Annotated in this window: 19 protein-coding genes; 8 read left to right on the top strand and 11 right to left on the bottom strand. The window is 72.9% G+C overall.

Translation table 11 applies throughout. The annotated features are described in order from the left end of the window. The first annotated feature begins 5 nt into the window (after window positions 1-5). The 5 genes from LOC65_RS10135 (at window position 6) to LOC65_RS10115 (ending at window position 6,456) form a co-directional block, all read left to right on the top strand. The gene (locus LOC65_RS10135) at window positions 6-2,711 is read left to right on the top strand and encodes a DUF4118 domain-containing protein (protein WP_230247403.1); all 2,706 of its coding nucleotides are present in this window, start codon (window positions 6-8) and stop codon (window positions 2,709-2,711) included. Further along, window positions 2,708-3,406 (top strand): two-component system response regulator KdpE, encoded by a 699-nt coding sequence (kdpE, locus tag LOC65_RS10130; protein ID WP_230247402.1) that lies wholly within the window; start codon window positions 2,708-2,710, stop codon window positions 3,404-3,406. The genes LOC65_RS10135 and kdpE overlap by 4 nt, the downstream gene beginning before the upstream one ends. 135 nt (window positions 3,407-3,541) lie before the next feature. Beyond that, window positions 3,542-4,162, top strand: coding sequence for a phosphohydrolase (locus LOC65_RS10125; RefSeq protein WP_230247401.1), 621 nt, complete (start codon window positions 3,542-3,544; stop codon window positions 4,160-4,162). Between the two features lie 159 nt (window positions 4,163-4,321). Then, a complete protein-coding gene (locus LOC65_RS10120; RefSeq protein ID WP_009858201.1) occupies window positions 4,322-4,834 on the top strand; it encodes a lipocalin-like domain-containing protein in 513 nt (170 codons plus the stop codon). Window positions 4,835-4,884: 50 nt separating this feature from the next. Further along, a complete protein-coding gene (locus LOC65_RS10115) occupies window positions 4,885-6,456 on the top strand; it encodes a methyl-accepting chemotaxis protein (protein ID WP_230247400.1) in 1,572 nt (523 codons plus the stop codon). Here LOC65_RS10115 and LOC65_RS10110 read toward each other — a convergent pair. The 7 genes from LOC65_RS10110 to LOC65_RS10080 form a co-directional block, all read right to left on the bottom strand. Further along, on the bottom strand, window positions 6,444-7,058 hold the full coding sequence (locus LOC65_RS10110) for a tRNA-uridine aminocarboxypropyltransferase (RefSeq protein ID WP_009858203.1): 615 nt from the start codon (window positions 7,056-7,058) through the stop codon (window positions 6,444-6,446). The genes LOC65_RS10115 and LOC65_RS10110 overlap by 13 nt on opposite strands. Window positions 7,059-7,097: 39 nt before the next feature. Continuing rightward, a complete protein-coding gene (locus LOC65_RS10105; RefSeq protein WP_230247399.1) occupies window positions 7,098-9,401 on the bottom strand; it encodes a PAS domain-containing hybrid sensor histidine kinase/response regulator in 2,304 nt (767 codons plus the stop codon). A 103-nt stretch (window positions 9,402-9,504) separates the two neighbouring features. Then, window positions 9,505-12,207 carry a transporter substrate-binding domain-containing protein gene (locus LOC65_RS10100; protein WP_230247398.1) on the bottom strand — a complete coding sequence of 901 codons (2,703 nt, stop codon included), beginning with the start codon at window positions 12,205-12,207 and terminating at the stop codon, window positions 9,505-9,507. A gap of 154 nt (window positions 12,208-12,361) precedes the next feature. Continuing rightward, on the bottom strand, window positions 12,362-12,634 hold the full coding sequence (locus LOC65_RS10095) for a helix-turn-helix domain-containing protein (protein WP_029718893.1): 273 nt from the start codon (window positions 12,632-12,634) through the stop codon (window positions 12,362-12,364). Then, window positions 12,606-13,619, bottom strand: coding sequence for a serine O-acetyltransferase EpsC (gene epsC / locus LOC65_RS10090; RefSeq protein WP_230247397.1), 1,014 nt, complete (start codon window positions 13,617-13,619; stop codon window positions 12,606-12,608). The genes LOC65_RS10095 and epsC overlap by 29 nt, the downstream gene beginning before the upstream one ends. Before the next feature lie 2 nt (window positions 13,620-13,621). After that, window positions 13,622-14,614, bottom strand: a complete 993-nt coding sequence (cysK, locus tag LOC65_RS10085) for a cysteine synthase A (RefSeq protein WP_230247396.1) — start codon at window positions 14,612-14,614, stop codon at window positions 13,622-13,624. Window positions 14,615-14,660: 46 nt separating this feature from the next. Next, on the bottom strand, window positions 14,661-15,140 hold the full coding sequence (locus tag LOC65_RS10080; protein ID WP_230247395.1) for a rhodanese-like domain-containing protein: 480 nt from the start codon (window positions 15,138-15,140) through the stop codon (window positions 14,661-14,663). A gap of 240 nt (window positions 15,141-15,380) precedes the next feature. Here LOC65_RS10080 and LOC65_RS10075 point away from each other — a divergent pair, with 240 nt between their 5' ends. From LOC65_RS10075 to LOC65_RS10065, 3 genes are all read left to right on the top strand, one after another. Further along, the gene (locus LOC65_RS10075) at window positions 15,381-16,805 is read left to right on the top strand and encodes a cystathionine beta-synthase (protein ID WP_230247394.1); all 1,425 of its coding nucleotides are present in this window, start codon (window positions 15,381-15,383) and stop codon (window positions 16,803-16,805) included. Continuing rightward, window positions 16,802-17,995: a PLP-dependent aspartate aminotransferase family protein gene (locus LOC65_RS10070; RefSeq protein ID WP_230247393.1), complete on the top strand. Its 1,194-nt coding sequence runs from the start codon at window positions 16,802-16,804 to the stop codon at window positions 17,993-17,995. The genes LOC65_RS10075 and LOC65_RS10070 overlap by 4 nt, the downstream gene beginning before the upstream one ends. Window positions 17,996-18,282: 287 nt before the next feature. Continuing rightward, window positions 18,283-18,723: a hypothetical protein gene (locus LOC65_RS10065; RefSeq protein WP_009858212.1), complete on the top strand. Its 441-nt coding sequence runs from the start codon at window positions 18,283-18,285 to the stop codon at window positions 18,721-18,723. 54 nt (window positions 18,724-18,777) lie between these two features. Here LOC65_RS10065 and LOC65_RS10060 read toward each other — a convergent pair whose 3' ends face one another. The 4 genes from LOC65_RS10060 to LOC65_RS10045 form a co-directional block, all read right to left on the bottom strand. After that, window positions 18,778-19,212, bottom strand: coding sequence for a hypothetical protein (locus LOC65_RS10060; protein ID WP_009858213.1), 435 nt, complete (start codon window positions 19,210-19,212; stop codon window positions 18,778-18,780). A gap of 88 nt (window positions 19,213-19,300) precedes the next feature. Then, window positions 19,301-19,444, bottom strand: coding sequence for a DUF2474 family protein (locus tag LOC65_RS10055; RefSeq protein ID WP_009858214.1), 144 nt, complete (start codon window positions 19,442-19,444; stop codon window positions 19,301-19,303). Next, a complete protein-coding gene (gene cydB / locus LOC65_RS10050; protein WP_009858215.1) occupies window positions 19,444-20,451 on the bottom strand; it encodes a cytochrome d ubiquinol oxidase subunit II in 1,008 nt (335 codons plus the stop codon). Before cydB ends, LOC65_RS10055 begins: the two co-directional genes overlap by 1 nt. A 10-nt stretch (window positions 20,452-20,461) precedes the next feature. Beyond that, window positions 20,462-21,874 carry a cytochrome ubiquinol oxidase subunit I gene (locus LOC65_RS10045; protein ID WP_230247392.1) on the bottom strand — a complete coding sequence of 471 codons (1,413 nt, stop codon included), beginning with the start codon at window positions 21,872-21,874 and terminating at the stop codon, window positions 20,462-20,464. Between the last annotated feature and the right edge of the window lie 71 nt (window positions 21,875-21,945).

Here is a 21,945-nt window from a genome sequence, read left to right as displayed (position 1 = left end):
GGCCGATGAACGCCCCGCCCCGCCCGGACCCCGACACCTTGCTGCGTGACGTGCAGCAGGACGAGGCCCGCGCACGCCGCGGCCGGCTGAAGATCTTCTTCGGCGCCAGCGCCGGCGTCGGCAAGACCTGGGCGATGCTGGCCGCCGCGCGCGACGCGCTGGCGCAGGGCGCGGCGCTGACCGTCGGCCTCGTCGAGGACCACGGCCGGCGCGACACCGCGGCGATGGCCGACGGCCTGCCGCAGCTGCCGCGCCAGCGCCGCAGCCATCGCGGCCGCGAGCTGGAGGAGTTCGACCTCGACGCCGCGCTGGCCTTCGGCGCCGCGCACGACGGCGCGCTGGTGCTCGTCGACGAGCTGGCGCACAGCAACGTCGCCGGCTCGCGCCACCCCAAACGCTGGCAGGACGTCGAGGAGCTGCTGGCCGCCGGCATCGACGTCTGGACGACGATGAACGTGCAGCACCTGGAGAGCCTGAACGACGTCGTCGGCGGCATCACCGGCATCCGCGTGCGCGAGACCGTGCCCGACCGCGTCTTCGACGAGGCCGACGAGGTCGTCGTCGTCGACCTGCCGCCCGACGAGCTGCTGGCGCGGCTGAAGGCCGGCAAGGTCTACCTGCCGCCGCAGGCCGAACGCGCCGCGGCGCACTTCTTCCGCAAGGGCAACCTGCTGGCGCTGCGCGAGCTGGCGCTGCGCCGCACCGCCGACCGCGTCGACGGCGAGATGCTCGCCTGGCGGCGCCGCAACCGCGTCGAGACCGTCTGGCCCAACCGCGAGGCGCTGCTGGCCGCCGTCGCGCCGGGCGGGCACGGCGAGACCGTCGTGCGCCGCTGCGCCCGGCTGGCGGCGCAGCTGGAGCTGCCCTGGCACGCGGTGATGGTCGAGACCCCGGCGCTGCAGCGCCTGGGGCCCGAGGCGCGGCGCGAGGCGCTGCAGCAACTCAAGCTCGCCGAGTCGCTGGGCGCGACCACCGCCACGCCGTCGGCGCCCGACGCCGCCGAAGGCCTGGTGCACTACGCCCGCGAGCACAACCTGTCGCGCCTGGTGCTGGGCCGCGGCCGGCGGCGGCTGCCGTGGCAGCGGCCGACGGTCGAACGTGTCGCCGCGCTGGCTGGCGAGCTGGACGTGGTGCAGGTCGGCATGGCCGGCGCGCCGGCGCCGCGCGCCGCCGGCCCGGCCCCGGCCGCCGAAGGCGCCAGCTGGGCCGGCTACGCCGCCGCCGCCGGCGCCTGCGTGCTGACGGCGCTGGCCGCGACGCCGCTGCGCGACGTGCTCGAGCTCAGCAACATCGTGATGATCTTCCTGCTGGCCGTCGTCGGCGTCGGCCTGCGCTTCGGCCGCGGGCCGGCGGTGGCGGCGGCCTTCTTCGGCGTCGCGCTGTTCGACTTCTTCTTCGTGCCGCCGCGTTTCTCGTTCGCCGTCAGCGACGTGCAGTACCTCGTGACCTTCGGCGTCATGCTGGCTGTGGCGCTGGCCATCGGCCAGCTCACCGCCGGGCTCAAGGTGCAGGCCGCCGCGGCGATGCAGCGCGAGCGCCGCGTGCGCCGGCTCTACGAGATGACGCGCGACCTGTCGGCGGCGCTGCTGCCGGCGCAGGTGGCCGAGATCGGCGCGCGTTTCGTCGCCGCCGAGTTCGGCGCCCGCTGCGCGCTCTACGCCACCGACGGACACGACGAGCTGCAGCGCCTGCCCGGCGGCGAGGCCGAGGCCGACGAAGGCGTCGTCTCCTGGGCCTTCCGCCACGGCCGCGCCGCCGGCGCCGGCACCGACACGCTGCCCGCCAGCCGCTGCCTGGTGCTGCCGCTGAAGGCGCCGATGCGCCAACGCGGCGTGCTGGCCATCGAAGCCGGCGACACCGCCGCGCTGGGCCCCGAGACGATGCGGCTGATGGAGACCTGCGCCTCGCTGCTGGCGATCTCGCTGGAGCGGCTGCACTACGTCGACGTGGCGCAGCAGAGCGCGCTGCAGATCGAGAGCGAGCGCCTGCGCAACTCGCTGCTGTCGGCGATCTCGCACGACCTGCGCACGCCGCTGGCGGCGCTGGTCGGCCTGGCCGACACGCTGGCCATCGCGCCGCCGGGGCCGGCGCCGCGCGGCCTGGTCGAGGCGATCCGCGAATCGGCGCGGCGCATGGCGGCGCTGGTCGGCAACCTGCTGGACATGGCGCGGCTGCAGGCCGGCGCGGTGCGCCTGCGCCGCGCCTGGCAGCCGCTGGAGGAAGTGGTCGGCAGCGCGCTGGCCGCCTGCCGCCCGGTGCTGCAGGGTCGGCCGGTGACGGTGGCGCTGGCCGACGGGCTGCCGCTGCTGTTGCTGGACGCGGTGCTGTTCGAGCGTGTGCTCGTCAACCTGCTGGAGAACGCCGCGCGCTACACGCCGCCGGGCAGCACGCTGGCGATCCACGCCGAGGCGCTGGACGACAGCGTGCGCCTGGTCGTCGACGACCACGGCCCCGGCCTGCCGCCGGGGCGCGAGGAAGCGCTGTTCGAGAAGTTCGAGCGTGGCGAACGCGAGAGCGCGACGCCCGGCGTCGGCCTGGGGCTGGCGATCTCGCGCGCCATCGTGCAGGCCCACGGCGGCACGATTCGCGGCGCCAACCGCCTCGAAGCCGGCCGCATTGCCGGCGCACGCTTCACGATCGAGCTGCCGCGCGGCACGCCGCCCGAAGACGACGGCAGCGCCGCCGCCGTGGCCGACGAGGACCTCCGATGAACGAACCGAGAACCCGTGTCCTGATCGTCGAGGACGAAGCCGACATCCGCCGCTTCGTGCGCCTGGCGCTGGAGAGCGAGGGCCACGAGGTGCACGAGGCCGACGGCCTTCGCCGCGGGCTGATCGAGGCCGGCACGCGCCGCCCCGACCTGCTGGTCGTCGACCTGGGCCTGCCCGACGGCGACGGCGTCGACCTGATCCGCGACCTGCGCGGCTGGTCGGCGGCGCCGGTCATCGTGCTGTCGGCACGCGCCGCCGAGGACGACAAGATCGCCGCGCTGGACGCCGGCGCCGACGACTACCTCGTCAAACCCTTCGGCGCCGGCGAGCTGCTGGCGCGGGTGCGCGCCCAGCTGCGCCGCCGCGCGCTGCTGTCGCCCGACGACGGCCCGGTGCTGCGTTTCGGCGACATCACGCTGGACCTGGCGCGCCGCAGCGTGCGCCGCGGCGACGAGGAGCTGCACCTGACGCCGATCGAATACAAGCTGCTCGGCTGCCTGGCGACGCAGCCCGACCGCGTCGTCACCCACCGCCAGCTGCTGAAAGCCGTCTGGGGCCCCGGCCACGCCGAGGACACGCACTACGTGCGCGTGCACATGGCCAACCTGCGCAAGAAGATCGAGGCCGAGCCCTCGATGCCGGTGCACCTGCTGACCGAAGCCGGCATCGGCTACCGCTTCCGCGCCGGCGGCTGAGGCGCGAACGGCGCCCAGGACCGCCGCACACCACAAGCGATCGCCGGCCGCACGAACACCGCCGCGGGCACGCAGGGCACCGGGCTGCGACGGCGACGCGCTACCGTAGCGCCCTCGCCCAACCGCCCGCGTCCGATGTCCGCCCACCCGCCCCGCGCCTGGATCCGCCTCCCCTCCGGGGCGGCGCTCGACCTGATCAACCCGGCACCCGACGCCTGGACCGACGAGGACCTGGCGCTGCGCCTGGCGCGCACCTACCGCTGGGGCGGCGAGTCGCGCTGGGCCTGGCCGCTGTCGGTGGCGCAGCACTCGCTGCTGGTGCTGGCACTGCGCCGCGCCGAGGCGCCGCAGCCGCTGAGCCTGGCCGAGCAGCGTGCCGAACTGCTGCACGACGCCGAGGAAGGTTTCCTCGGCTTCGACTGCATCTCGCCGCTCAAGCGTGTGCTCGGCGAGCCCTTCCGGGCCGTCGGCGAGCGGCTGATGGCGGCCATCACGCAGCGCTACCGCCTGCCCGACTGGACACCCGAGAGCCACCGCCTGCACAAACACGCCGACCGCGTCGCCGCGGCCTCGGAGGCGGTGCACTGCACCGGCTGGAGCGAACACGAGGTGCGCGCGCTGCTCGGCATCACCGAGCCCGTGCTCGCCGCCGACCCGCTGCAATCGCGTTACGGCGGCAGCGCCTGGGAACCCTGGCCCGCCGACCGTGCCGCCGAACGTTTCCTGGCCGAATTGAGGTCAATCAATTACGACTGAGCAGCGCCACGCCCGGCGCCGAGGAGCGAAGTCGGATTAGCGCCGTTCAGCCCCGACAGGTGACCGTTCGGCCGCGGTTCGCCTCCATTCGCGTGAAGTCGCGAAATCCGCAATCGTGCTCTCCAGAATTCGTGGCCTCACAACGCTGGAGATGGACGAATGATCACCACGACCCGACGCTCGCTGTCAAAGACGCTGGCGCTGGCTGCCACCGCGGCCGCCCTCGGCGCGCCGACGCTGGCCGCTGCCGCCGACACGCCCGACATCCTGGGCACCTGGCGTCTCGTCAGCTACGTCGTCGAAGTGCAGCAGACCGGCGAGATCATGCCGGTGATGGGGCCGAAGCCGAGCGGCGGCGTGGTGTTCACGCCCAACGGCCGCGTCTTCTTCATGCTTACCGCCGACGGCCGCAAACCGGGCAAGACCGACGCCGAGAAGGCCGCGCTGCTGGACACCATCGTCTCCTACACCGGCCGCGCCGAGATCAAGGGCGACCAGTGGACGACGCACGTCGAGGCGGCCTGGAATCCGCAATGGGTGGGCACGGCGCAGACGCGCAACTTCAAGATCGACGGCGACAGGCTGCAGGTCACGACGCCCTGGCGCGTGATGCCCAATTGGGCCGACAAGGGCATGACGCGTTCGCTGATCACGTTCGAACGCCAGAAGTAATTGTTTTGGACGACGCCGGCCATTGAAGCGCCGGCGTCGCGGGTGACGTCATGTCCGACCGACTCACGTTCAAGGCCAAGATGGTCTGCCTGGTCACGACCGCCGTGGCCGGATTGCTTTTCCTCCTCGCGCAGGCCGTCTGGCAGGTGCGCCAGGAGATCGACCAGGGACAACGCGCGCAGCTCGTCGCCGTCGTCGACAGCGCACGCGCCATCGTCGCCGGGTTTCAGGCCGAGGCCGCGGCCGGGCTCCTCAGCAAAGAACAGGCCCAGGCCGCGGCCAAGGCCGCCCTGCGCGCAGCACGCTTCGGTCCCGAAGGCAAGGACTACTTCTACGTCTGGACGATGGACGGGGTCGGCGTGATGCACCCGATCAAGCCGGAATGGGAAGGCCGCGACATGAGCGGCAAGATCCTCGACGGCCACGGCAACGACCTGATCGGCTCGCTGGCCAAGGCGCTGCGCGCCAGCCCCGACGGCCGCATCTTCCTCGAGTCGGCGTTCGCGCGGCCGGGCAGCCAGGACGTCGTGCCCAAGCTGCAGCACGCGGTCGTCATCCCCGATTGGAACTGGTTCGTCGGCACCGGGCTGTACCAGGACGTGGCCGCGGCGCAGCAGCGCCAGGCGCTGCTGCGATCGCTGGCGATCGGGCTGCCGCTGATGGCGCTGATCGCCTTCATCTGCTGGAGCATGTCGCGCGCCGTGCTGCGCCAGATCGGCGGCGACCCCGGCGAGGCGCGTGCGGCGATGGCCCGCGTGGCCGCCGGCGACCTGGGCGTCGAGTTCGGCCGCGTGCCGGCCGACAGCCTGCTCGGCGAGCTCGAGCACACGGTGCAGGCGCTGCGCACGATGGTCGGGCAGGTGCGCCAGGCCACCGAGAGCATCGCCACCGCGTCGGCGCAGATCGCCGCCGGCGGCCAGGACCTGTCGCGCCGCACCGAGCAGACCGCGGCGCAGCTGCAGCACACGGCCTCGGCCGTCGAGCAGCTCAGCGGCACCGTCGACCACACCGCCGGCGCCAGCCGCAACGCCGCCGAACTGGCGGCCCAGGCCTCGGGCAGCGCCGACCGCGGCGGCCGCGTCGTGCACGACGTCGTGCAGACGATGGCCGCGATCACGGCCAGCGCCGGGCGCATCGGCGACATCACCGGCGTCATCGACGGCATCGCCTTCCAGACCAACATCCTGGCGCTGAACGCCGCGGTGGAAGCGGCGCGTGCCGGTGAACAGGGCCGCGGCTTCGCCGTCGTCGCCGGCGAGGTGCGCAGCCTGGCGCAGCGCTCGGCGCAGGCGGCGCAGGAGATCAAGGCGCTGATCGGCGAGTCGATCGAACGTGTGCAGACCGGCGCCGAACACGTGCAGCGCGCCGGCGGCGCGATGAACGACATCGTCGAGCAGGTGCAGAAGGCCGCGGCCATCATCCGCGAGATCTCGGGCGCCGCCGCCGAGCAGTCGGCCGGGCTGGGCCAGATCAACCGCTCGGTGGCCGACCTCGACGAGGCGACGCAGCGCAACGCCGCGCTGGTCGAGGAGTCGGCCGCGGCCGCCGGCAGCCTGCAGGAGCAGGCGCGGCGGCTGGAGCAGACGATGCGCGTGTTCAGGCTCGCCGGTCACGGCGCCTGAGGCCGCGGGCAGCGCGCCGCGACGTCGGCGACGAAGCGGCCGAAGGCGTCGAGCAGCGGCGCGGCGTCGAACGCCGGCCCCTCCAGCATCGCCAGCGCCTGCACCGTGGCCTCCAGCGTCGACACCTGGTCGCCGCGGCGCGCGGCGCGGATCGCGCGGTAGCGGGTGGGCTGCGGGTCGGCCAGCGACAGCCGCGGCAGCGCCGCCAGCGCCGGATGCTCGAGCAGCAGGCGCAGGCTCTTGCGCCAGGTCGCGTCGATGACCACCAGACGCAGCGGCGCCGTCGCCGGCGCGGCCGAAGCCGGCGGCGCGGGGGCGGCCGGCACGTCGGGATAGAGCAGCCGCGTGTCGCGGCCAGGCCGCTGCAGCAGCGCCTGCAGGGCCTCGGGCGCGAAACGTTCGCCGACCACCACCTCGCAACGCGCCAGCGACAGCCGCAGCAGCGCGACGCTGTTCTTGGCCTGGCGCTGCTCCTGCGGGTGCTGCAGCACCAGCACCTCGGTGCGATGGGCGGTGGGCCGCACCAGCGCGCACAGACAGGTCGCCTGCGGGCGCAGGCAGCGCGCGCAACGCCGGCGGGCAACGGGGGACGGGACGTTCATGCGCCGATGCTCGCACGGGCGCCGGGCGCCCGGCCGCAATCAGCCGTGCCCTTCGGCGGCGGTGGCCCGGCCGTCCAGCCAGCGCAGCAGCAGCCGGTACAGCGCCAGCGGGTCCACCGGCTTGCTCAGGAAGTCGTCCATGCCGGCGGCCTGGCAGCGCACCTTGTCCTCGGCAAAGGCGTTGGCGGTCATCGCGATGACCGGCAGCGTGCCGGCCGGGTGGCGGCGGCGGATCGCGCGGCAGGCGTCCAGGCCGTCCAGGCCGGGCATCTGCATGTCCATCAGCACCAGCCGGTAGTCGCGCGCCAGCGCCATGTCGACGGCGGCGACGCCGTCCTCGGCGACCTCGACGACCAGGCCGGCCTCCTCGAGGATGGCCTGGGCGACCTCGGCGTTGACCGGGTTGTCCTCGGCGAGCAGCACGCGGGCGCCGGCGTGGCGCTGGCGCAGCGCCTGCTCGGCCTCGGCCGCCGGGCCCTGCGGCGGCTCCTCGGCAGCCGACGGGTCGCGCCGCAGCCGGGCGCTGAACCAGAAGGTGCTGCCCTCGCCGGCGACGCTGCTGGCACCGGCCTCGCCGCCCATCAGCTCGGCCAGCCGGCGCGTGATCGCCAGGCCCAGGCCGGTGCCGCCGGCGCGCCGCGTGGTGGAGCGGTCGGCCTGCTCGAAAGCCTCGAACAGCCGCGGCAGAACGTCCGGCGCGATGCCGATGCCGCTGTCCTGCACCTCGAAACGCACCAGCGCACTGCCCTCGTCCTGCTCGACCAGCCGCGCGCGCAGCGTCACCGCCCCCTGCTCGGTGAACTTGACGGCGTTGTTGGCGTAGTTCAGCAGCGCCTGCTGCAGCCGCGTGGGGTCGCCGATCAGATCGCGCGGCATGTGCTCGATCTCGCTGGACAGGCGCAGCTGCTTGGCGCCGGCGCGTTCGTCGACCATCGACAGCACGTTGGCGACGACGGTCTCGACACGCAGCGGCACGGCTTCGAGCGCCATTTTGCCGGCCTCGATCTTGGACAGGTCGAGCACCGCGTTGAGCACCTCCAGCAGGTGCCGGGCGGCGGACTCGAGCTTGCCCAGCCGGTCGGACTGGCGCACGCTCAGGGCCTCGCGGCGGATCAGGTGCGCCATGCCGATCATCGCGTTGAGCGGCGTGCGGATCTCGTGGCTCATGTTGGCCAGGAAGGCGCTCTTGGCCAGGTTGGCGGCCTCGGCACGCTGGCTGGCCTCGGCGAGCTGGCGGGTGCGCCGCTCGACGGTCTGCTCCAGCTGCAGGCGGTGCTCGGCCAGCGCCTGCTGGGCCTGCAGCCGCTCGGTCGCGTCGAGTGCCACGCCGTCCCAGAAGATCGAGCCGTCGGCGCGGCGCAGCGGGCGCGAACGCACGTCCAGCCAGCGCTGCCGGCCGTCGGGCAGCTCGAAACGCAGCGTGGCGTGGTAGTCGCTGCCCTCGGCGGCGCTGCGCTGCTCGTCCTCGATGTAGCGCGAGCGCGCCTCGGGCGCGAGCATCGCGAACAGCGGCTCGGCATCGGCCATCACGTCGGCCGGCCGCAGCCCCAGCGTGCCCTCGATGCCGCCGCTGACGTGGTCGAAGCGCCGGCGGCCGCCGACGACCTCGTAGCGGTAGACGAAGCCAGCGGGCAGGTTGTCGCCCATCGCGCGCAGCTGCTGCTCGCCGGCCTGAAGCCGGGCGGCGCTGGCCCCGAGCTCCCACTCGATGCGCTGCGAGTTCATGCTGACGAGGGTCAGCGTGACGAGTTGCACCGACAGGATCTGCGCCAGCGCGTAGACGCCGCCGAAGCCCTTGATCGCCTCGAACGCGGTGCTGACGTCACCCGCCTCCAGCACGGCGCGCACCAGCGTGATCAGCGCGAACAGCGTCAGCCACAGCGCCAGCAGCAGGTCGTTGGAGCCGAAGTGGGGCGGCCGCCGGTGCAGCGTCACGGCGACCGTGGCCAGGCTCAGCGCCGCCGAGAACAGGCAGTAGCAGACGATGCGCGCAGTCAGCTGGCCGGGGTCCAGGCTCAGCCAGCCGAACAGCGGCAGGAAGAGCAGCGCCAGCGCGGCCTCCAGCCAGGCGCCGACGTGCACGCCGCGAAACAGCAGCATGCCGCGCAGGATCAGCACGTGCCCGGCCACCAGCAGCCCGTTGCGCAGCACGCGCGTGGCCCAGCCCGGCGGCAGCACGTCGGGGATCAGCAGCGCCGCGCCCAGCGCCAGGCAGGCGATGCCAGCGGCCCAGAAGCCGAAGCCCGGGTAGGTCTTGCGCGTGCGCAGCACCACGCCCATCACCACGGCGGCCGCCGAGGACAGCAGCGCGTTCGTGGTCAGCAGCGTGGCGGCATCCATCATCGTGAGGAAGCTGGCGCGAGAGCCCGGAAGACATCGTAGCCAAGCCGGCCCGCCCCGTGGCGATCGTTCAGGGTGCGCCTGGCCGCGCTGCCGGAAGCGGCCACTAGGCCGGGGCCGGCGCCGCGGCTTGCGCCAGCACCCGCTGCACGAAGACCTTGACGTCGCTTTCCTTCAGCAGCACCTCGCGGGCGCCGTCGGCCAGCAGGCGTTCGCGCGTGCCGGGCTCGACCTCGGCGGACATGCAGATCACCGGCGGCAGGCGCACGCCCGGGCGCACGGCCTCGCGCACGAAACGCAGCAGCGCGCCGGCGTCGCCGTCGCCGACGAAGCGGTCGCACAGCACCAGGTCCAGCGGCGGCGTCGTCTCGCCGGCGCCGGCCACCGAGGCGACGAGCGCGGCGCGCGCGGCCTCCAGCGTCTCGACCAGCACCACGGCCACGCCCTGGTTCTCGAAGGCCTGGCGCAGCAGCAGGCCGTAGACCTGCGAGTCCTCGACGACCAGCACCCGCTCGACCTGGCCCGGCTGCGCCGGCGCCGGCGCGTCGGCGGCCTCGATGTCGAAGGCCAGCGTGAAGGCGGAGCCTTCGCCGGCGCGGCTCTGCGCCTCGATGCTGCCGCCGAAGGCGCGCACCAGGTCGCGGCTGAGCGCCAGGCCCAGGCCGCTGCCGGGGCGGTCGCCGCCGTCGGTGTGGAAACGCTCGAAGACGTGTTCGCGCGAAGCGGCGGACAGGCCGCTGCCGGTATCGGCGACGACGACGACCAGCCGCCGCCAGCGTTCGCCGCGCGGGCTGGGCTCCAGACCGGCGGCGAGGTGCACCTGGCCGGCCTCGGTGTGCTTGACGGCGTTGACCAGCAGGTTGCGCAACACCTGCTGCAGGCGCAGCGCGTCCAGCCGCCACCAGCCGTCCAGCGGCGTGCGGCGCTCGAACACCAGCGCCAGGCCCTTGGCCTGGGCCATCGGCCGCGCCTCGTCGGCGGCTTCACGCAGGCAGCGCTCCAGCGACTCGGGGCGCAGTTCCAGCGCGAGCTGCCCTTCGTGCAGGCGATGGCGGTCCAGCAGCGCGTTCAGCAGGCCCAGCGTGGCCCGCGACGAGCGCCCCAGCACGTCCAGCAGCGGCTGCTCGCCGGGGCCGGGCGACGAGCCGCGCAGCAGCGCCACCGCGCCGCTGACCGACTGCAGCGAGTTGCGCACCTCGTGCGCCAGGAAGGCCAGGTACTGCTCGCTCTCCTGGCGGGCGCGGCGCGTGCGCTCGATCTCCAGACGCAGCGTGCGGCTGTGCCACCACCAGGCCAGCAGCAGCACCGCCAGCACCGCAGCGGCGGCATAGGCCGACAGGCGCACACGCGCCCAGTCGACACGGTCCTGCTGCTCGGCCGCGGCCCACTCGCGCTCGATGCGCGGCATGTCCTCGGCGAGCACGGCGTTGAGCGCGTCGCGCAGCCGCGGGGCCAGCGTCGCGCGCGCCAGCGACACACCCAGGTTGTGTTCGTCGTACAGCCCGGCCACGGTGCCGGTGATGTGCAGCGTGCTGCCGGCACGCGGCCCCAGGCGCGCGTAGGCACCCTGCAGGCCGTAGAGCGCGGCCTCGGCGCGGCCCTGCTCGACCAGCGTCAGGCACTCGTCGAAGCCGGCGCACTCGACGATGTCGACGTTCGGGTAGGCGGCGCGCACATAAGGCGTGCCGAAATAGCCGCGGATCATCGCCAGCCGCTGGCCCGCCAGCTGCTGCAGGTCCCAGACCGAGAACTGGCGCTGGCTGATCAGCACCAGCGGGTTGGCGCGGTAGGGGCCTACGAAGCTCATGCGCGCGCGGCGCTCGGCGACGTCGGTCAGGCCCAGCATCACGTCCAGGCGGCCATCGGCCAGCGCCTGCAGGCCGCTGGCCAGGTCCATCGGCACGAACGAGGCGATCGACAGGCCGGCACGGCGCGCGACCTCGTTCATCATGCGGATGCCCAGGCCGTCGGCGACGCCGGGGCGCACCTCGGCACTGAACGGCAGATCGCCCGGCAGGTAGCCCACACGCAGCGGCGCGACCTCGAGCGCCGGTGCGGGCGCCGGCAGGACCACTGGCGCGGGCGGCAGCCAGCGGTCGCGCAGCGCCTTCGTGAACGCCGGGTCCAGCGCGGCGATCGTGGCGTCGAGCTGGCGCACCAGCGCCGCGTCGCGCAGATCGGCGGCCAGGCGCAGGTGGCCCTCGGGGAAGCCGTAGCTGCGCAGCACGGCCAGGCCCGAGCCGGGGCGCTCGGCCACCAGCGTGCGCAGCGTCGGCAGGGCCTCGAAGACGAAGTCGGCGTCGCCGCGCTGCACCGCGTCCAGCGCCTCCTGCAAGGTGCCGTAGGCCGGCCGCGCGGCGGCCGGGAAACGCTCGGCGGCGATGCTCTCGGCAACGTAGCCGCGCGTGACCGCCAGGCGCCGCCCGGACAGATCGGGTGTCGCCGGCACCGAGGTGATGGCCGCCGGGCCGACGAAGGCCTGCTGCACCGAGGCGTAGGGGCGCGTGAAACGCAGCGTCAGCGCCCGGTCAGGGGTCTGCGCGATCGCCGTGGCCAGCCGGATGCGGCCGTCGGCCAGCGCCTGCAGCAGCGCCGGGTACTCGACGAAACGTTCGTAGCGGAAACGCAGCCCGGTCTGGCGCGACAGCTCGGTGAGCAGTTCGACGTCCATGCCGCTCGGCGCGGGCTGGTCGGCGCGCCATTCGTGGAACGGCGGGAAACGTTCGAGCAGGCCCACCACGACGACGTCGCCGGCCTGCACGGCGTCGCCGGCGGCGGCGCGTGCCGGCCCATGGGCCAAGCACGTCATCGTCAATGCGGCCAGGGCCCCGCCGGCCCACGATCTCCACCCGAGCATTGCGCCTCCCCTGGGCGCACTGTAGACCGATCCCATGGTCCGGGGATGACAAGGCCGCCGCGCGAGGCGCGGCGGATCGCACACCCGCCGCCGTCGCGTGGCCGCGTCAACGCTGCGGCGGCTCGCAGCGCTGCAGCAACTCGGCCAGCGGCACCTCCAGCGCCTGCGCCAGCTTGGCCGCGGTCTGCAGCGAAGGCATCGCGCTGGCGCGTTCGATCTCGCCCATGTAGGTGCGGTTGAGCTCGGCGCGCGCGGCCAGCAGCTCCTGCGACCAGCCGCGCGCCTGGCGCAGCCGGCGCACGGTGCGGCCGAAACGTTCGGCCACGCCCTCGTGCGGCAGGTGCCGCGCGTCAAATACCGGCGCCATCGATGCCGTCATCGTGTCCTGCCTCCCGTGTGAGCGCCTGCGTGATCCGGCCGCCCGCCGGCACGTCGCGCGTGATCCAGACATTGCCGCCGATGACCGAGCCACGGCCGACCGTGATGCGGCCGAGGATGGTCGCGCCGGCGTAGACGACGACCTCGTCCTCGACGATCGGGTGGCGCGCACCACCCCGCTGCAGGCTGCCGTCGGCAACGGTTGCGAAGCGTTTGGCGCCCAGCGTCACCGCCTGGTAGAGCCGCACCTGGCGGCCGATCTGCGCCGTCTCGCCGATGACGACGCCGGTGCCGTGGTCGATGAAAAAGCCTTCGCCGATCGTCGCGCCGGGGTGGATGTCGATGCCGGTCTCGGCGTGCGCGCGTTCGGCCACCAGCCGCGCCAGCAGCGTCAGGCCGTGGCCGTAGAGCTCGTGCGCGATGCGGTGGTGGATCATCGCCTGCACGCCGGGGTAGCACAGCAGCACCTCGTCGACACTGCGCGCCGCCGGGTCGCCGCGGAAGGCGGCGAGCACGTCGGTGTCCAGCAGCGCGCGCAGCCGCGGCAGCGCGGCGCCGAAGGCGCGCACGAAGGCCAGCGCACGCGCGTCGACGTCCTCGGCGCCGCGGCCCAGGCGGGCCTGGTAGCGCAACTCCAGCCGCGCCTGCTGCAGCAGCGAGCCCAGCACGCGGTCCAGCGTCTGGCCGACGTAGTAGTCCTCGCTCTCCTGGCGCAGGTCCTGCGGGCCCAGGCGCAGCGGGAACAGCGCGCCGCGCAGGCCGTCGACGATCGCCGCCAGCACCTCGCGCGACGGCAGCTCGCGGTGGCCGTGCTCCTCGGGCCGCTGCTGCGCGCTGCGCCAGCGCGTGCGCGCGGCGCGCAGCCCGGCGACGATGCCGGCCAGGTCCAGCGAAGCGTCTTCGACCGCCAGCGCACGCGGCGGCGGGGCGTGCGTCGCCACCGCGGCCGGCCGTTCGGCGACCGCGTCGTCGTGGGGGGCGGCCATGCTCAGGCCGCCTTGGCTTCGGCCGGCGGCAGGCCGCTGGCGTCGAACACGCCTTCGAACAGCACCGAGCTGAGGTAGCGCTCGCCCGAGTCGGGCAGCACGACGACGATGGTCTTGCCGGCGTGTTCGGGGCGCTGCGCCAGGCGCACCGCGACCGCCGCCGCGGCACCGCCGGAGATGCCCGACAGGATGCCTTCCTCACGCGTCAGGCGGCGCGCGAAGTGGATCGCCTCCTCGTTCGTCACCTGCTCGATGGCGTCGACGAGCGACAGGTCCAGCACCTCGGGCACGAAGCCGGCACCGATGCCCTGGATCTTGTGCGGGCCGGGCTTCACTTCCTCGCCGGCGCGCACCTGGCTCAGCACCGGGCTGGCCGCGGGCTCGACGGCCACCGAGGTGATCGCCTTGCCCTGGGTCTTCTTGATGAAGCGCGAGACGCCGGTGATCGTGCCGCCGGTGCCGACACCCGAGACGACGACGTCGACCGCGCCCTCGGTGTCCTCCCAGATCTCGGGGCCGGTCGTGGCCTCGTGGATCGCCGGGTTGGCCGGGTTGCGGAACTGCTGCAGCAGCACGTACTTCGGGTCGCTGGCGGCGATCTCCTCGGCCTTGGCGACGGCGCCCTTCATGCCCTTGGCGCCTTCGGTCAGCACGAGCTTGGCGCCGTAGGCCAGCAGCAGCTTGCGCCGCTCCAGGCTCATCGTCTCGGGCATCGTCAGCGTCAGCGGGATGCCGCGCGCGGCGGCGACGAAGGCCAGCGCGATGCCGGTGTTGCCGCTGGTCGGCTCGACCAGCTCCTTGCCCGGGCCGAGCAGGCCGCGCCGTTCGGCGTCCCAGATCAGCGCCGCGCCGATGCGGCACTTGACCGAATACGCCGGGTTGCGGCCCTCGATCTTGGCCAGCACCGTGGCGCCGGCGCCGTCGGTGATGCGGTTCAGGCGCACGAGCGGCGTGCGGCCGATGGACAGCGAGTTGTCGTCGTAGATGCGGGTCATCGCGAAGTTCCTCTGACGGTGCGAATGCGTTCGTTCGGCGGCGCGGTCAGTCTTGCGTCCACGGCAGCGCGCGCCGGCGCCAGCCGTTGACGTGGCCACGCTGCTGCGCGGCGTCGAGATCTCCTTCGAAGCCTTCCCCGACGTTGAACACGTTCGTGAAGCCCGCGGCCGCGGCGGCTTCGGCGGCCGCGGCCGAGCGTTTGCCGCTGCGGCACAGCAGCAGCGCCACCGAGTCCTTGCCGCCGAGGCGGGCTTCGAGTTCACGCACGAAACGCGGGTTGCGCGTCAGCGCGGTGCCGGTGGCCCAGGCGACGTGCAGGCTGCCCGGCACCTGGCCGACGAACTTGCGTTCCTCGGCGGAGCGCACGTCCACCAGCAACGCCAGGCCGGCCTGCACCAGCGCCCAGGCGTCCTGCGGCGGCACGACGCCGGCATAGGGCAGGCCTTCGGCGCGCGCGGCCTGGCGCGCACGCTGCAGCACGGGGTGGGCGTCCACGGACGCAGGCAGTTCGGCCACGGCGTTCATCGGTTCTCCTTCAGCCGCCGGCCGCGGCCCCGCCCGGGGCGATGACGGCGATAGACGGCGGACGCCAGCGTAGGCAGGCCGCCGCCCGCGCCCAACGAATGGAAACGCCGCTCGATATGCGCGGAACGCGCAAGCCGGCCCATCTGCGCGGCACGGCTTTGCTCATGCGGTCAAGGTCTTTGGCGGCACGCGGCTTGCCGGCCAGACTGCCCCGTTTTTGGCCGCCTCCCGGCACGCCCGATGTCCCGCTCCCCCGACCTCCCCCGCGCCGCCCGCCAGACCGCGTCGCGCCCCGCGGTGCTCGACCTGATCGGCAACACGCCGCTGGTGCGCGTGACGCGCCTGGACACCGGCTGCTGCACGCTGTTCCTGAAGCTGGAGTCGCAGAACCCCGGCGGTTCGATCAAGGACCGCATCGGCGTCGCGATGATCGAGGCCGCCGAACGCGACGGCCGGCTGCAGCCCGGCGGCACCGTCGTCGAGGCCACCGCCGGCAACACCGGCCTGGGCCTGGCGCTGGTGGCGCGCGCCAAGGGCTACAAGGTCGTGCTCGTCGTGCCCGACAAGATGGCCACCGAGAAGGTGCTGCACCTGAAGGCGCTGGGCGCGACGGTGCACGTCACGCGCTCGGACGTCGGCAAGGGCCACCCCGAGTACTACCAGGACCTGGCGGCGCGCATCGCCGCCGGCATCCCGGGTTCGTTCTTCGCCGACCAGTTCAACAACCCGGCCAACCCGCTGGCGCACGAAACCGCCACCGGCCCCGAGATCTGGGCCCAGACCGGCCACGACCTGGACGCCATCGTCGTCGGTGTCGGCTCCTCGGGCACGCTGACCGGGCTGTCGCGCTACTTCCGCAAGGTGCAGCCCGCGCTGGAGTTCGTGCTCGCCGACCCGGTGGGCTCGATCCTCGCCGACTACGTGAAGACCGGCCACGTCGGCCAGGCCGGCTCCTGGGCCGTCGAAGGCATCGGCGAAGACTTCGTGCCGGCGATTGCGGACTTCGGCTCGGTGAAGAGCGCGTATTCGATCCCCGACGCCGAGAGCTTCGGCGCCGCACGCGAACTGCTGGCGCGCGAAGGCATCCCTGGCGGCTCGTCGACCGGCACGCTGCTCGCCGCGGCGCTGCGCTGGTGCCGCGAGCAGACGACGCCCAAACGTGTGCTGACGCTGGTCTGCGACACCGGCACGCGTTATCTGTCCAAGGTCTACAACGACCAGTGGCTGATCGACCAGGGCCTGCTCGCGCGGCCGCGTTTAGGCGACCTGCGCGACCTGATCTCGCGCCGCTATGAGGACGGCGGCGTCGTCGCCGTCGCGCCCGAGGACACGCTGCTCGTCGCCTTCCAGCGCATGCGCCTGGCCGAGGTCTCGCAGCTGCCGGTGCTGGCCGACGGCCGGCTCGTCGGCGTGATCGACGAGTCGGACCTGCTCGTGGCCGCGCAGGCCGGGCCGCAGGCGCTGCAGCGCCCGGTGCGCGACGCGATGACCGCCGCGCCGCAGACGCTGCCGGCCAGCGCCTCGATCGCCGAGCTGCGCGCCGTGCTCGACCGCGGCCTCGTGGCCATCGTCGCCGACGAAGCCGGCTTCCACGGCCTGGTCACGCGTTTCGACCTGCTCAACCACCTCCGCCGGCAGTTGCTGGCGTCCACCGCCGCCGCATGAGCCACACCACCGCCCCCGACGCCGACCGCCCGCTCGCCTTCGCCACGCGCACGATCCACGGCGGCCAGCACCCCGACCCGTCGACCGGCGCGATCATGCAGCCGATCTACGCCACCTCGACCTACGTGCAGAGCAGCCCCGGCGTGCACCAGGGCCTGGACTACGGCCGCTCGCACAACCCGACCCGCTGGGCCTGGGAACGCGCCGTGGCCGACCTCGAAGGCGGCGCCCAGGCCTTCGCCTTCGCCAGCGGGCTGGCGGCGATCGCCACCGTGCTGGAGCTGCTGCCGGCGGGCTCGCACGTCGTCAGCGGCGACGACCTCTACGGCGGCAGCTTCCGCCTCTTCGACAAGGTGCGGCGCCAGAGCGCGGGGCTGGAGTTCAGCTACGTCGACCTCGGCGACCCCGAGGCGCTGCGGCGCGCGATCCGCCCGAACACGCGCCTGGTCTGGGCCGAGACGCCGACCAACCCGCTGCTGAAACTCGCCGACCTGCGCGCGGTGGCCGCCGTCGCCCACGAACACGGCCTGCTCGCCGCCGCCGACAACACCTTCGCCAGCCCGTTCAACCAGCGGCCGCTGGAGCTGGGCTTCGACCTCGTCGTGCACTCGGCGACCAAGTACCTCAACGGCCACAGCGACGTCATCGGCGGCGTCGCCGTCGTCGGCCGCGACGAGCGCCTGGCGCCGGTGCGCGAGCGCCTGGGTTTCCTGCAGAACGCCGTCGGCGCGATCGCCGGGCCTTTCGACAGCTTCCTGGCGCTGCGCGGCGTGAAGACGCTGGCGCTGCGGGTCGAGCGCCACAACGCCAACGCGCTGGAGCTGGCGCGCTGGCTCGAGGCCCAGCCGCAGGTGGCACGTGTGCACTACCCCGGGCTGGAGTCGCACCCGCAGCACACGCTGGCGCGGCGCCAGATGTCGGGCTTCGGCGGCATGATCTCGCTGGACCTGGCGACCGACCTCGCCGGCGCGCGGCGGTTCCTCGAGGCGGTGCGCCTCTTCGCCTTGGCCGAGAGCCTGGGCGGCGTCGAGAGCCTGATCGAGCACCCGGCGATCATGACCCACGCGACGATCCCGCCCGAGATACGCGCCGCGCTCGGCATAGTCGACAGCCTGGTACGGCTGTCGGTCGGCATCGAGGACGTCGAGGACCTGCGCGCCGACCTGGCGCAGGCGCTGGCGGCGATCTGAGCGCGGCAGGCGACGGGGCGAAAAAGAACCCCGCTGCCGCGGCGGGCAGCGGGGTCAAGTCACCGGGGTTGCCCCACGGAGCCCACGACTGAGACGACGAGAGAGCCGATGAGGATCGGCCCCTGGACCTTAGCCGTGCGCTGGTTGCAGGCCAACGAAGAACGGCGCATGTCGGCCCGCGCCGAGCGCATGGCGGGGCCATCGGCGGCGGGCCGTGCGCCCGGGCGGATACTCGACGCGTTACCCGTCAGGAAACGCCCACGATGAAGATCCAGGCTCCATCCCCCGTGCCCCCGAGCAGCCCGCATCCGACGGGCGGCAGCGCTGCGAATGCCGGCGGCGCGTGCTCGTTCGCCTCGATGCTGGCCGCGGCGACGACGCCGGCCGCCGATCAGACGGCGGACGACGAGCGCCCCGACTTCACGAGCATGACGCGGCAGCAGCTGTTCGACTGGATGAACCAGCAGATCCGCAGCGGCAGGATGTCGCTCGACGAGAGCACGCCCTTCCTCGGCATGACGATGAAGATCTCGGCCGCCACCGGCGAGCCGGTGGACATGGCCAGCGACGGCGAGCGCATCGACTTCGTCGCCAAGGCCCGCGGCGGCATCGACGGCGCGCTTGAGCGGCGCGACTACGACCTGCTCGCCCGCCTGCAGGCCGCGGTGGAACACATGCTGAAGATGCAGGGCTCAGCCGGCACGGCGGCCGACGGACGCGGCGTCTGAGCAGGGAGGTTTGTCCCTGCGTCCCAATCGAGGCGTTGCCGAGGGCCGGCCCGTTCAGCGGCGAGCAGCCCAGTCGGACTCGGTGACTTCCTGGAGTCCGACGTCGAAGTTCACGGTGGCGGTCCTGCCAACGGCAAAGATGCTGGAAACGGCCAGCGCGTAGCGCAGATACACGTCCTGCCGTGCCTGGGGGCGAATGGTGAGCTTGACCTGCTTGCCGTCGGGAATGCCCAGAGTGTGCGGCTGGATCACGACCTCGCGCTCACCCGGGGCAACCTTCAACTCGAAGGACTCCAGGCGATTCAGGCGCCCGACACGGAAGCCGTCGACGTACACGTACTGATCGACGGCCGCTCCGATGTATCCGGTGTCGGCCCGGTAAAGGTGCAGAGTGACCGCCGTCGCCGGGTCGACGGGTTCGGGAACCGCGCTCTTGGGCGTGGGTGCGCTGGCACAACCGGCGATGCCGGCAACACAGGCGGCGAGCATGGCTCGGCCAATCATCGTTTCCTCCCCGGACTCTGCTGGTTATCCGGGAAACATAACACGCAGGCGTTGCCTGCCGGCGATAGGCCGCTCAGGCCGTCATGCCCGCCAGCCCCATCACCCAGCGCAGCCCCAGCGCCACCGCGCCCAGCGCGGCGACGCTGGCCGCCCAGATCAGCAGCAGCCAGCCCAGCCGGCGCAGCCAGAGTTGGCGCGGGCGTGCCGGCTCGGCCATCAGTGGTAGCCCTCGCCGATCTTCACCTTGCCGCGGAACACGTAGTAGGACCAGGCGGTGTAGCCGAGGATGAACGGGATGATGGCCAGCGCGCCGACGAGCGCGAAGCCCAGGCTCTGCGGCGGCGCCGCGGCGTCCCAGATCGAGATGCCCGGCGGGATGACGTTGGGCCACAGGCTGATCAAGAGCCCGCTGTAGCCCAGGAACAGCAGCGCCAGCGCCAGCACGAAGGGCAGCGCCGAATGGCTGCGCGGCAGCGCGCGCAGCAGCTGCCAGGTCACCAGCGCCACCAGCAGCGGCACCGGCAGGAAGAACAGCAGGTTGGGCAGCGTGAACCAGCGCTCGGCGATCGCCGGGTGCGCCAACGGCGTCCACAGGCTGACGCCGGCCAGCGCAGCCAGCACCGCCCAGGTGACCGGCCGGCCCAGCTCGCGCATGCGCTGCAGCAGCGCGCCCTCGGTCTTCATCACCAGCCAGCCGACGCCCAGCAGCGCGTAGGCCAGCACCAGCGCGGCGCCGGTGAACAGGCTGAACGGCGTCAGCCAGTCGAAGACGCCGCCGGCATAAGCGCCATCCTTCACCTCGAAGCCGCCGATGAAGGCGCCCAGCGCCACGCCCTGCGAGAAGGTGGCGATGTACGAGCCCCAGGCGAAGGCGTGGTCCCAGAAAGGCTTGTGCGCCTCGTCGGCCTTGAAGCGGAACTCGAAGGCCACGCCGCGCCAGATCAGCCCGGCCAGCATTGCCATCAGCGGCAGGTACAGCGCGCTCAGCACCACCGCGTAGGCCAGCGGGAAGGCCGCCATCAGCCCGGCGCCGCCGAGCACCAGCCAGGTCTCGTTGCCGTCCCAGACCGGGGCGACGCTGTTGACCATCACGTCGCGCTCCTCGCGGTCCTTCACGAACGGGAAGAGGATGCCGATGCCCAGGTCGAACCCGTCCATCACGACGTACATCATCAGCCCGAAGCCGATGACCCCGAACCACAGCAGCGGCAGGTCGATGTCCATCGTGGGCTCCTCAGACCGGGTCGACGTGGTCGGGGCCGGCCGACAGCGGCCGGGCCGGGCGCTGCGCCTGGCCCGGGTCCTGCGGCGAGCTCTCGTGCTCGCCGGGCTGCGGCCCCTTGGCGACGAGCTTCAGCATGTAGCGCAGGCCGATGCCGAAGACGGCGAAGTACATGACGACGAACACCGCCAGCGTCGTGCCCATCACCTGCGCCGAGTGGTTGGACACCGCGTCGGCGGTACGCATCACGCCGTAGACGATCCAGGGCTGGCGGCCGATCTCGGTGGTGAACCAGCCGGCGAGGATGGCGATCACGCCGGCCGGCCCCATCCAGGTCGCGAAGCGCAGGAAGGCGCCGCCTTCGTAGAGCCGGCCGCGCCAGCGCCGCCAGGCGGCCCAGGCGCCGAGCAGCAGCATCAGCAGACCCAGACCGACCATCACGCGGAAGGACCAGAAGACGATGGTCGCGTTGGGCCGGTCCTCGGGCGCGAACTCGGCCAGGCCGGGGTAGGTGCCGTCCAGGCTGTGGGTCAGGATCAGGCTGCCCAGGCGCGGGATCTCGACGCGGTACAGCGTCTCCTCGGCCTGCATGTCGGGCCAGCCGAACAGCACCAGCGGCACGCCTTCGCCGGGCGGGCCGTTGCGCCAGTGGCCTTCCATCGCCGCGACCTTGGCCGGCTGGTGCTCCAGCGTGTTCAGGCCGTGCAGGTCGCCGACGGCGATCTGCAGCGGCGCGACGAACATCAGCATGCCCATCGCCATCGAGAACATCTTGCGCACGCGGACGTTGTCGTGGCCGCGGCGCAAGTGCCAGGCCGCCGACGCGCCGACGAACAGCGCCGTCGCCAGGAAGGCCGCCACCGTCATGTGCGCCAGCCGGTACGGGAACGAGGGGTTGAAGATCACCGCCAGCCAGTCCACCGGCACGACGATGCCGTCGACGATCTCGTGGCCCTGCGGCGTCTGCATCCAGCTGTTGGAGGCCAGGATCCAGGTCGCCGAGATCAGCGTGCCCAGCGCGACCATGATCGTCGACAGGAAATGCAGCCCGGGGCCGACGCGGTTCCAGCCGAACAGCATGACGCCGAGGAAACCGGCTTCGAGGAAGAAGGCGGTGAGCACCTCGTAGGCCAGCAGCGGCCCGGTGACCGAACCGGCGAAGGCCGAGAAGTAGCTCCAGTTGGTGCCGAACTGGTAGGCCATCACCAGCCCCGACACGACGCCCATCGCGAAATTGACGGCGAAGATCTTGGCCCAGAAGTGGTACAGGTCGCGGTAGACCGGGTTCTTCTTCCACAGCCACAGGCCTTCCAGCACGGCCAGATAGCTGGCCAGCCCGATCGTGATGGCCGGGAAGACGATGTGGAAGGAGACGGTGAAACCGAACTGGATGCGGGCCAGTTCGAGGGCGGTCAGTCCGAACATGGGCAGGCGGCGGCGGCGAGGCTGACAGTGTGGCGCCAGTGGCCGAAGCCGGCAGCCGAGATGCGGGAGAA

This window comes from Rubrivivax sp. JA1055, from assembly GCF_020966565.1.
In the GTDB taxonomy this organism is placed as follows: domain Bacteria; phylum Pseudomonadota; class Gammaproteobacteria; order Burkholderiales; family Burkholderiaceae_C; genus Rubrivivax; species Rubrivivax benzoatilyticus.
The sequence above is the reverse complement of the archived record's forward strand: the minus strand, read 5'-3'. Positions and strand labels throughout refer to the sequence as shown.

Coding starts and splice junctions, on each gene's coding strand:
- LOC65_RS10135 (WP_230247403.1), top strand. CDS start 6: ATGAACGCCCCGCCCCGCCCGGACCCCGACACCTTGCTGCGTGACGTG.
- kdpE (WP_230247402.1), top strand. CDS start 2,708: ATGAACGAACCGAGAACCCGTGTCCTGATCGTCGAGGACGAAGCCGAC.
- LOC65_RS10125 (WP_230247401.1), top strand. CDS start 3,542: ATGTCCGCCCACCCGCCCCGCGCCTGGATCCGCCTCCCCTCCGGGGCG.
- LOC65_RS10120 (WP_009858201.1), top strand. CDS start 4,322: ATGATCACCACGACCCGACGCTCGCTGTCAAAGACGCTGGCGCTGGCT.
- LOC65_RS10115 (WP_230247400.1), top strand. CDS start 4,885: ATGTCCGACCGACTCACGTTCAAGGCCAAGATGGTCTGCCTGGTCACG.
- LOC65_RS10110 (WP_009858203.1), bottom strand. CDS start 7,058: ATGAACGTCCCGTCCCCCGTTGCCCGCCGGCGTTGCGCGCGCTGCCTG.
- LOC65_RS10105 (WP_230247399.1), bottom strand. CDS start 9,401: ATGATGGATGCCGCCACGCTGCTGACCACGAACGCGCTGCTGTCCTCG.
- LOC65_RS10100 (WP_230247398.1), bottom strand. CDS start 12,207: ATGACGTGCTTGGCCCATGGGCCGGCACGCGCCGCCGCCGGCGACGCC.
- LOC65_RS10095 (WP_029718893.1), bottom strand. CDS start 12,634: ATGACGGCATCGATGGCGCCGGTATTTGACGCGCGGCACCTGCCGCAC.
- epsC (WP_230247397.1), bottom strand. CDS start 13,619: ATGGCCGCCCCCCACGACGACGCGGTCGCCGAACGGCCGGCCGCGGTG.
- cysK (WP_230247396.1), bottom strand. CDS start 14,614: ATGACCCGCATCTACGACGACAACTCGCTGTCCATCGGCCGCACGCCG.
- LOC65_RS10080 (WP_230247395.1), bottom strand. CDS start 15,140: ATGAACGCCGTGGCCGAACTGCCTGCGTCCGTGGACGCCCACCCCGTG.
- LOC65_RS10075 (WP_230247394.1), top strand. CDS start 15,381: ATGTCCCGCTCCCCCGACCTCCCCCGCGCCGCCCGCCAGACCGCGTCG.
- LOC65_RS10070 (WP_230247393.1), top strand. CDS start 16,802: ATGAGCCACACCACCGCCCCCGACGCCGACCGCCCGCTCGCCTTCGCC.
- LOC65_RS10060 (WP_009858213.1), bottom strand. CDS start 19,212: ATGCTCGCCGCCTGTGTTGCCGGCATCGCCGGTTGTGCCAGCGCACCC.
- LOC65_RS10055 (WP_009858214.1), bottom strand. CDS start 19,444: ATGGCCGAGCCGGCACGCCCGCGCCAACTCTGGCTGCGCCGGCTGGGC.
- cydB (WP_009858215.1), bottom strand. CDS start 20,451: ATGGACATCGACCTGCCGCTGCTGTGGTTCGGGGTCATCGGCTTCGGG.
- LOC65_RS10045 (WP_230247392.1), bottom strand. CDS start 21,874: ATGTTCGGACTGACCGCCCTCGAACTGGCCCGCATCCAGTTCGGTTTC.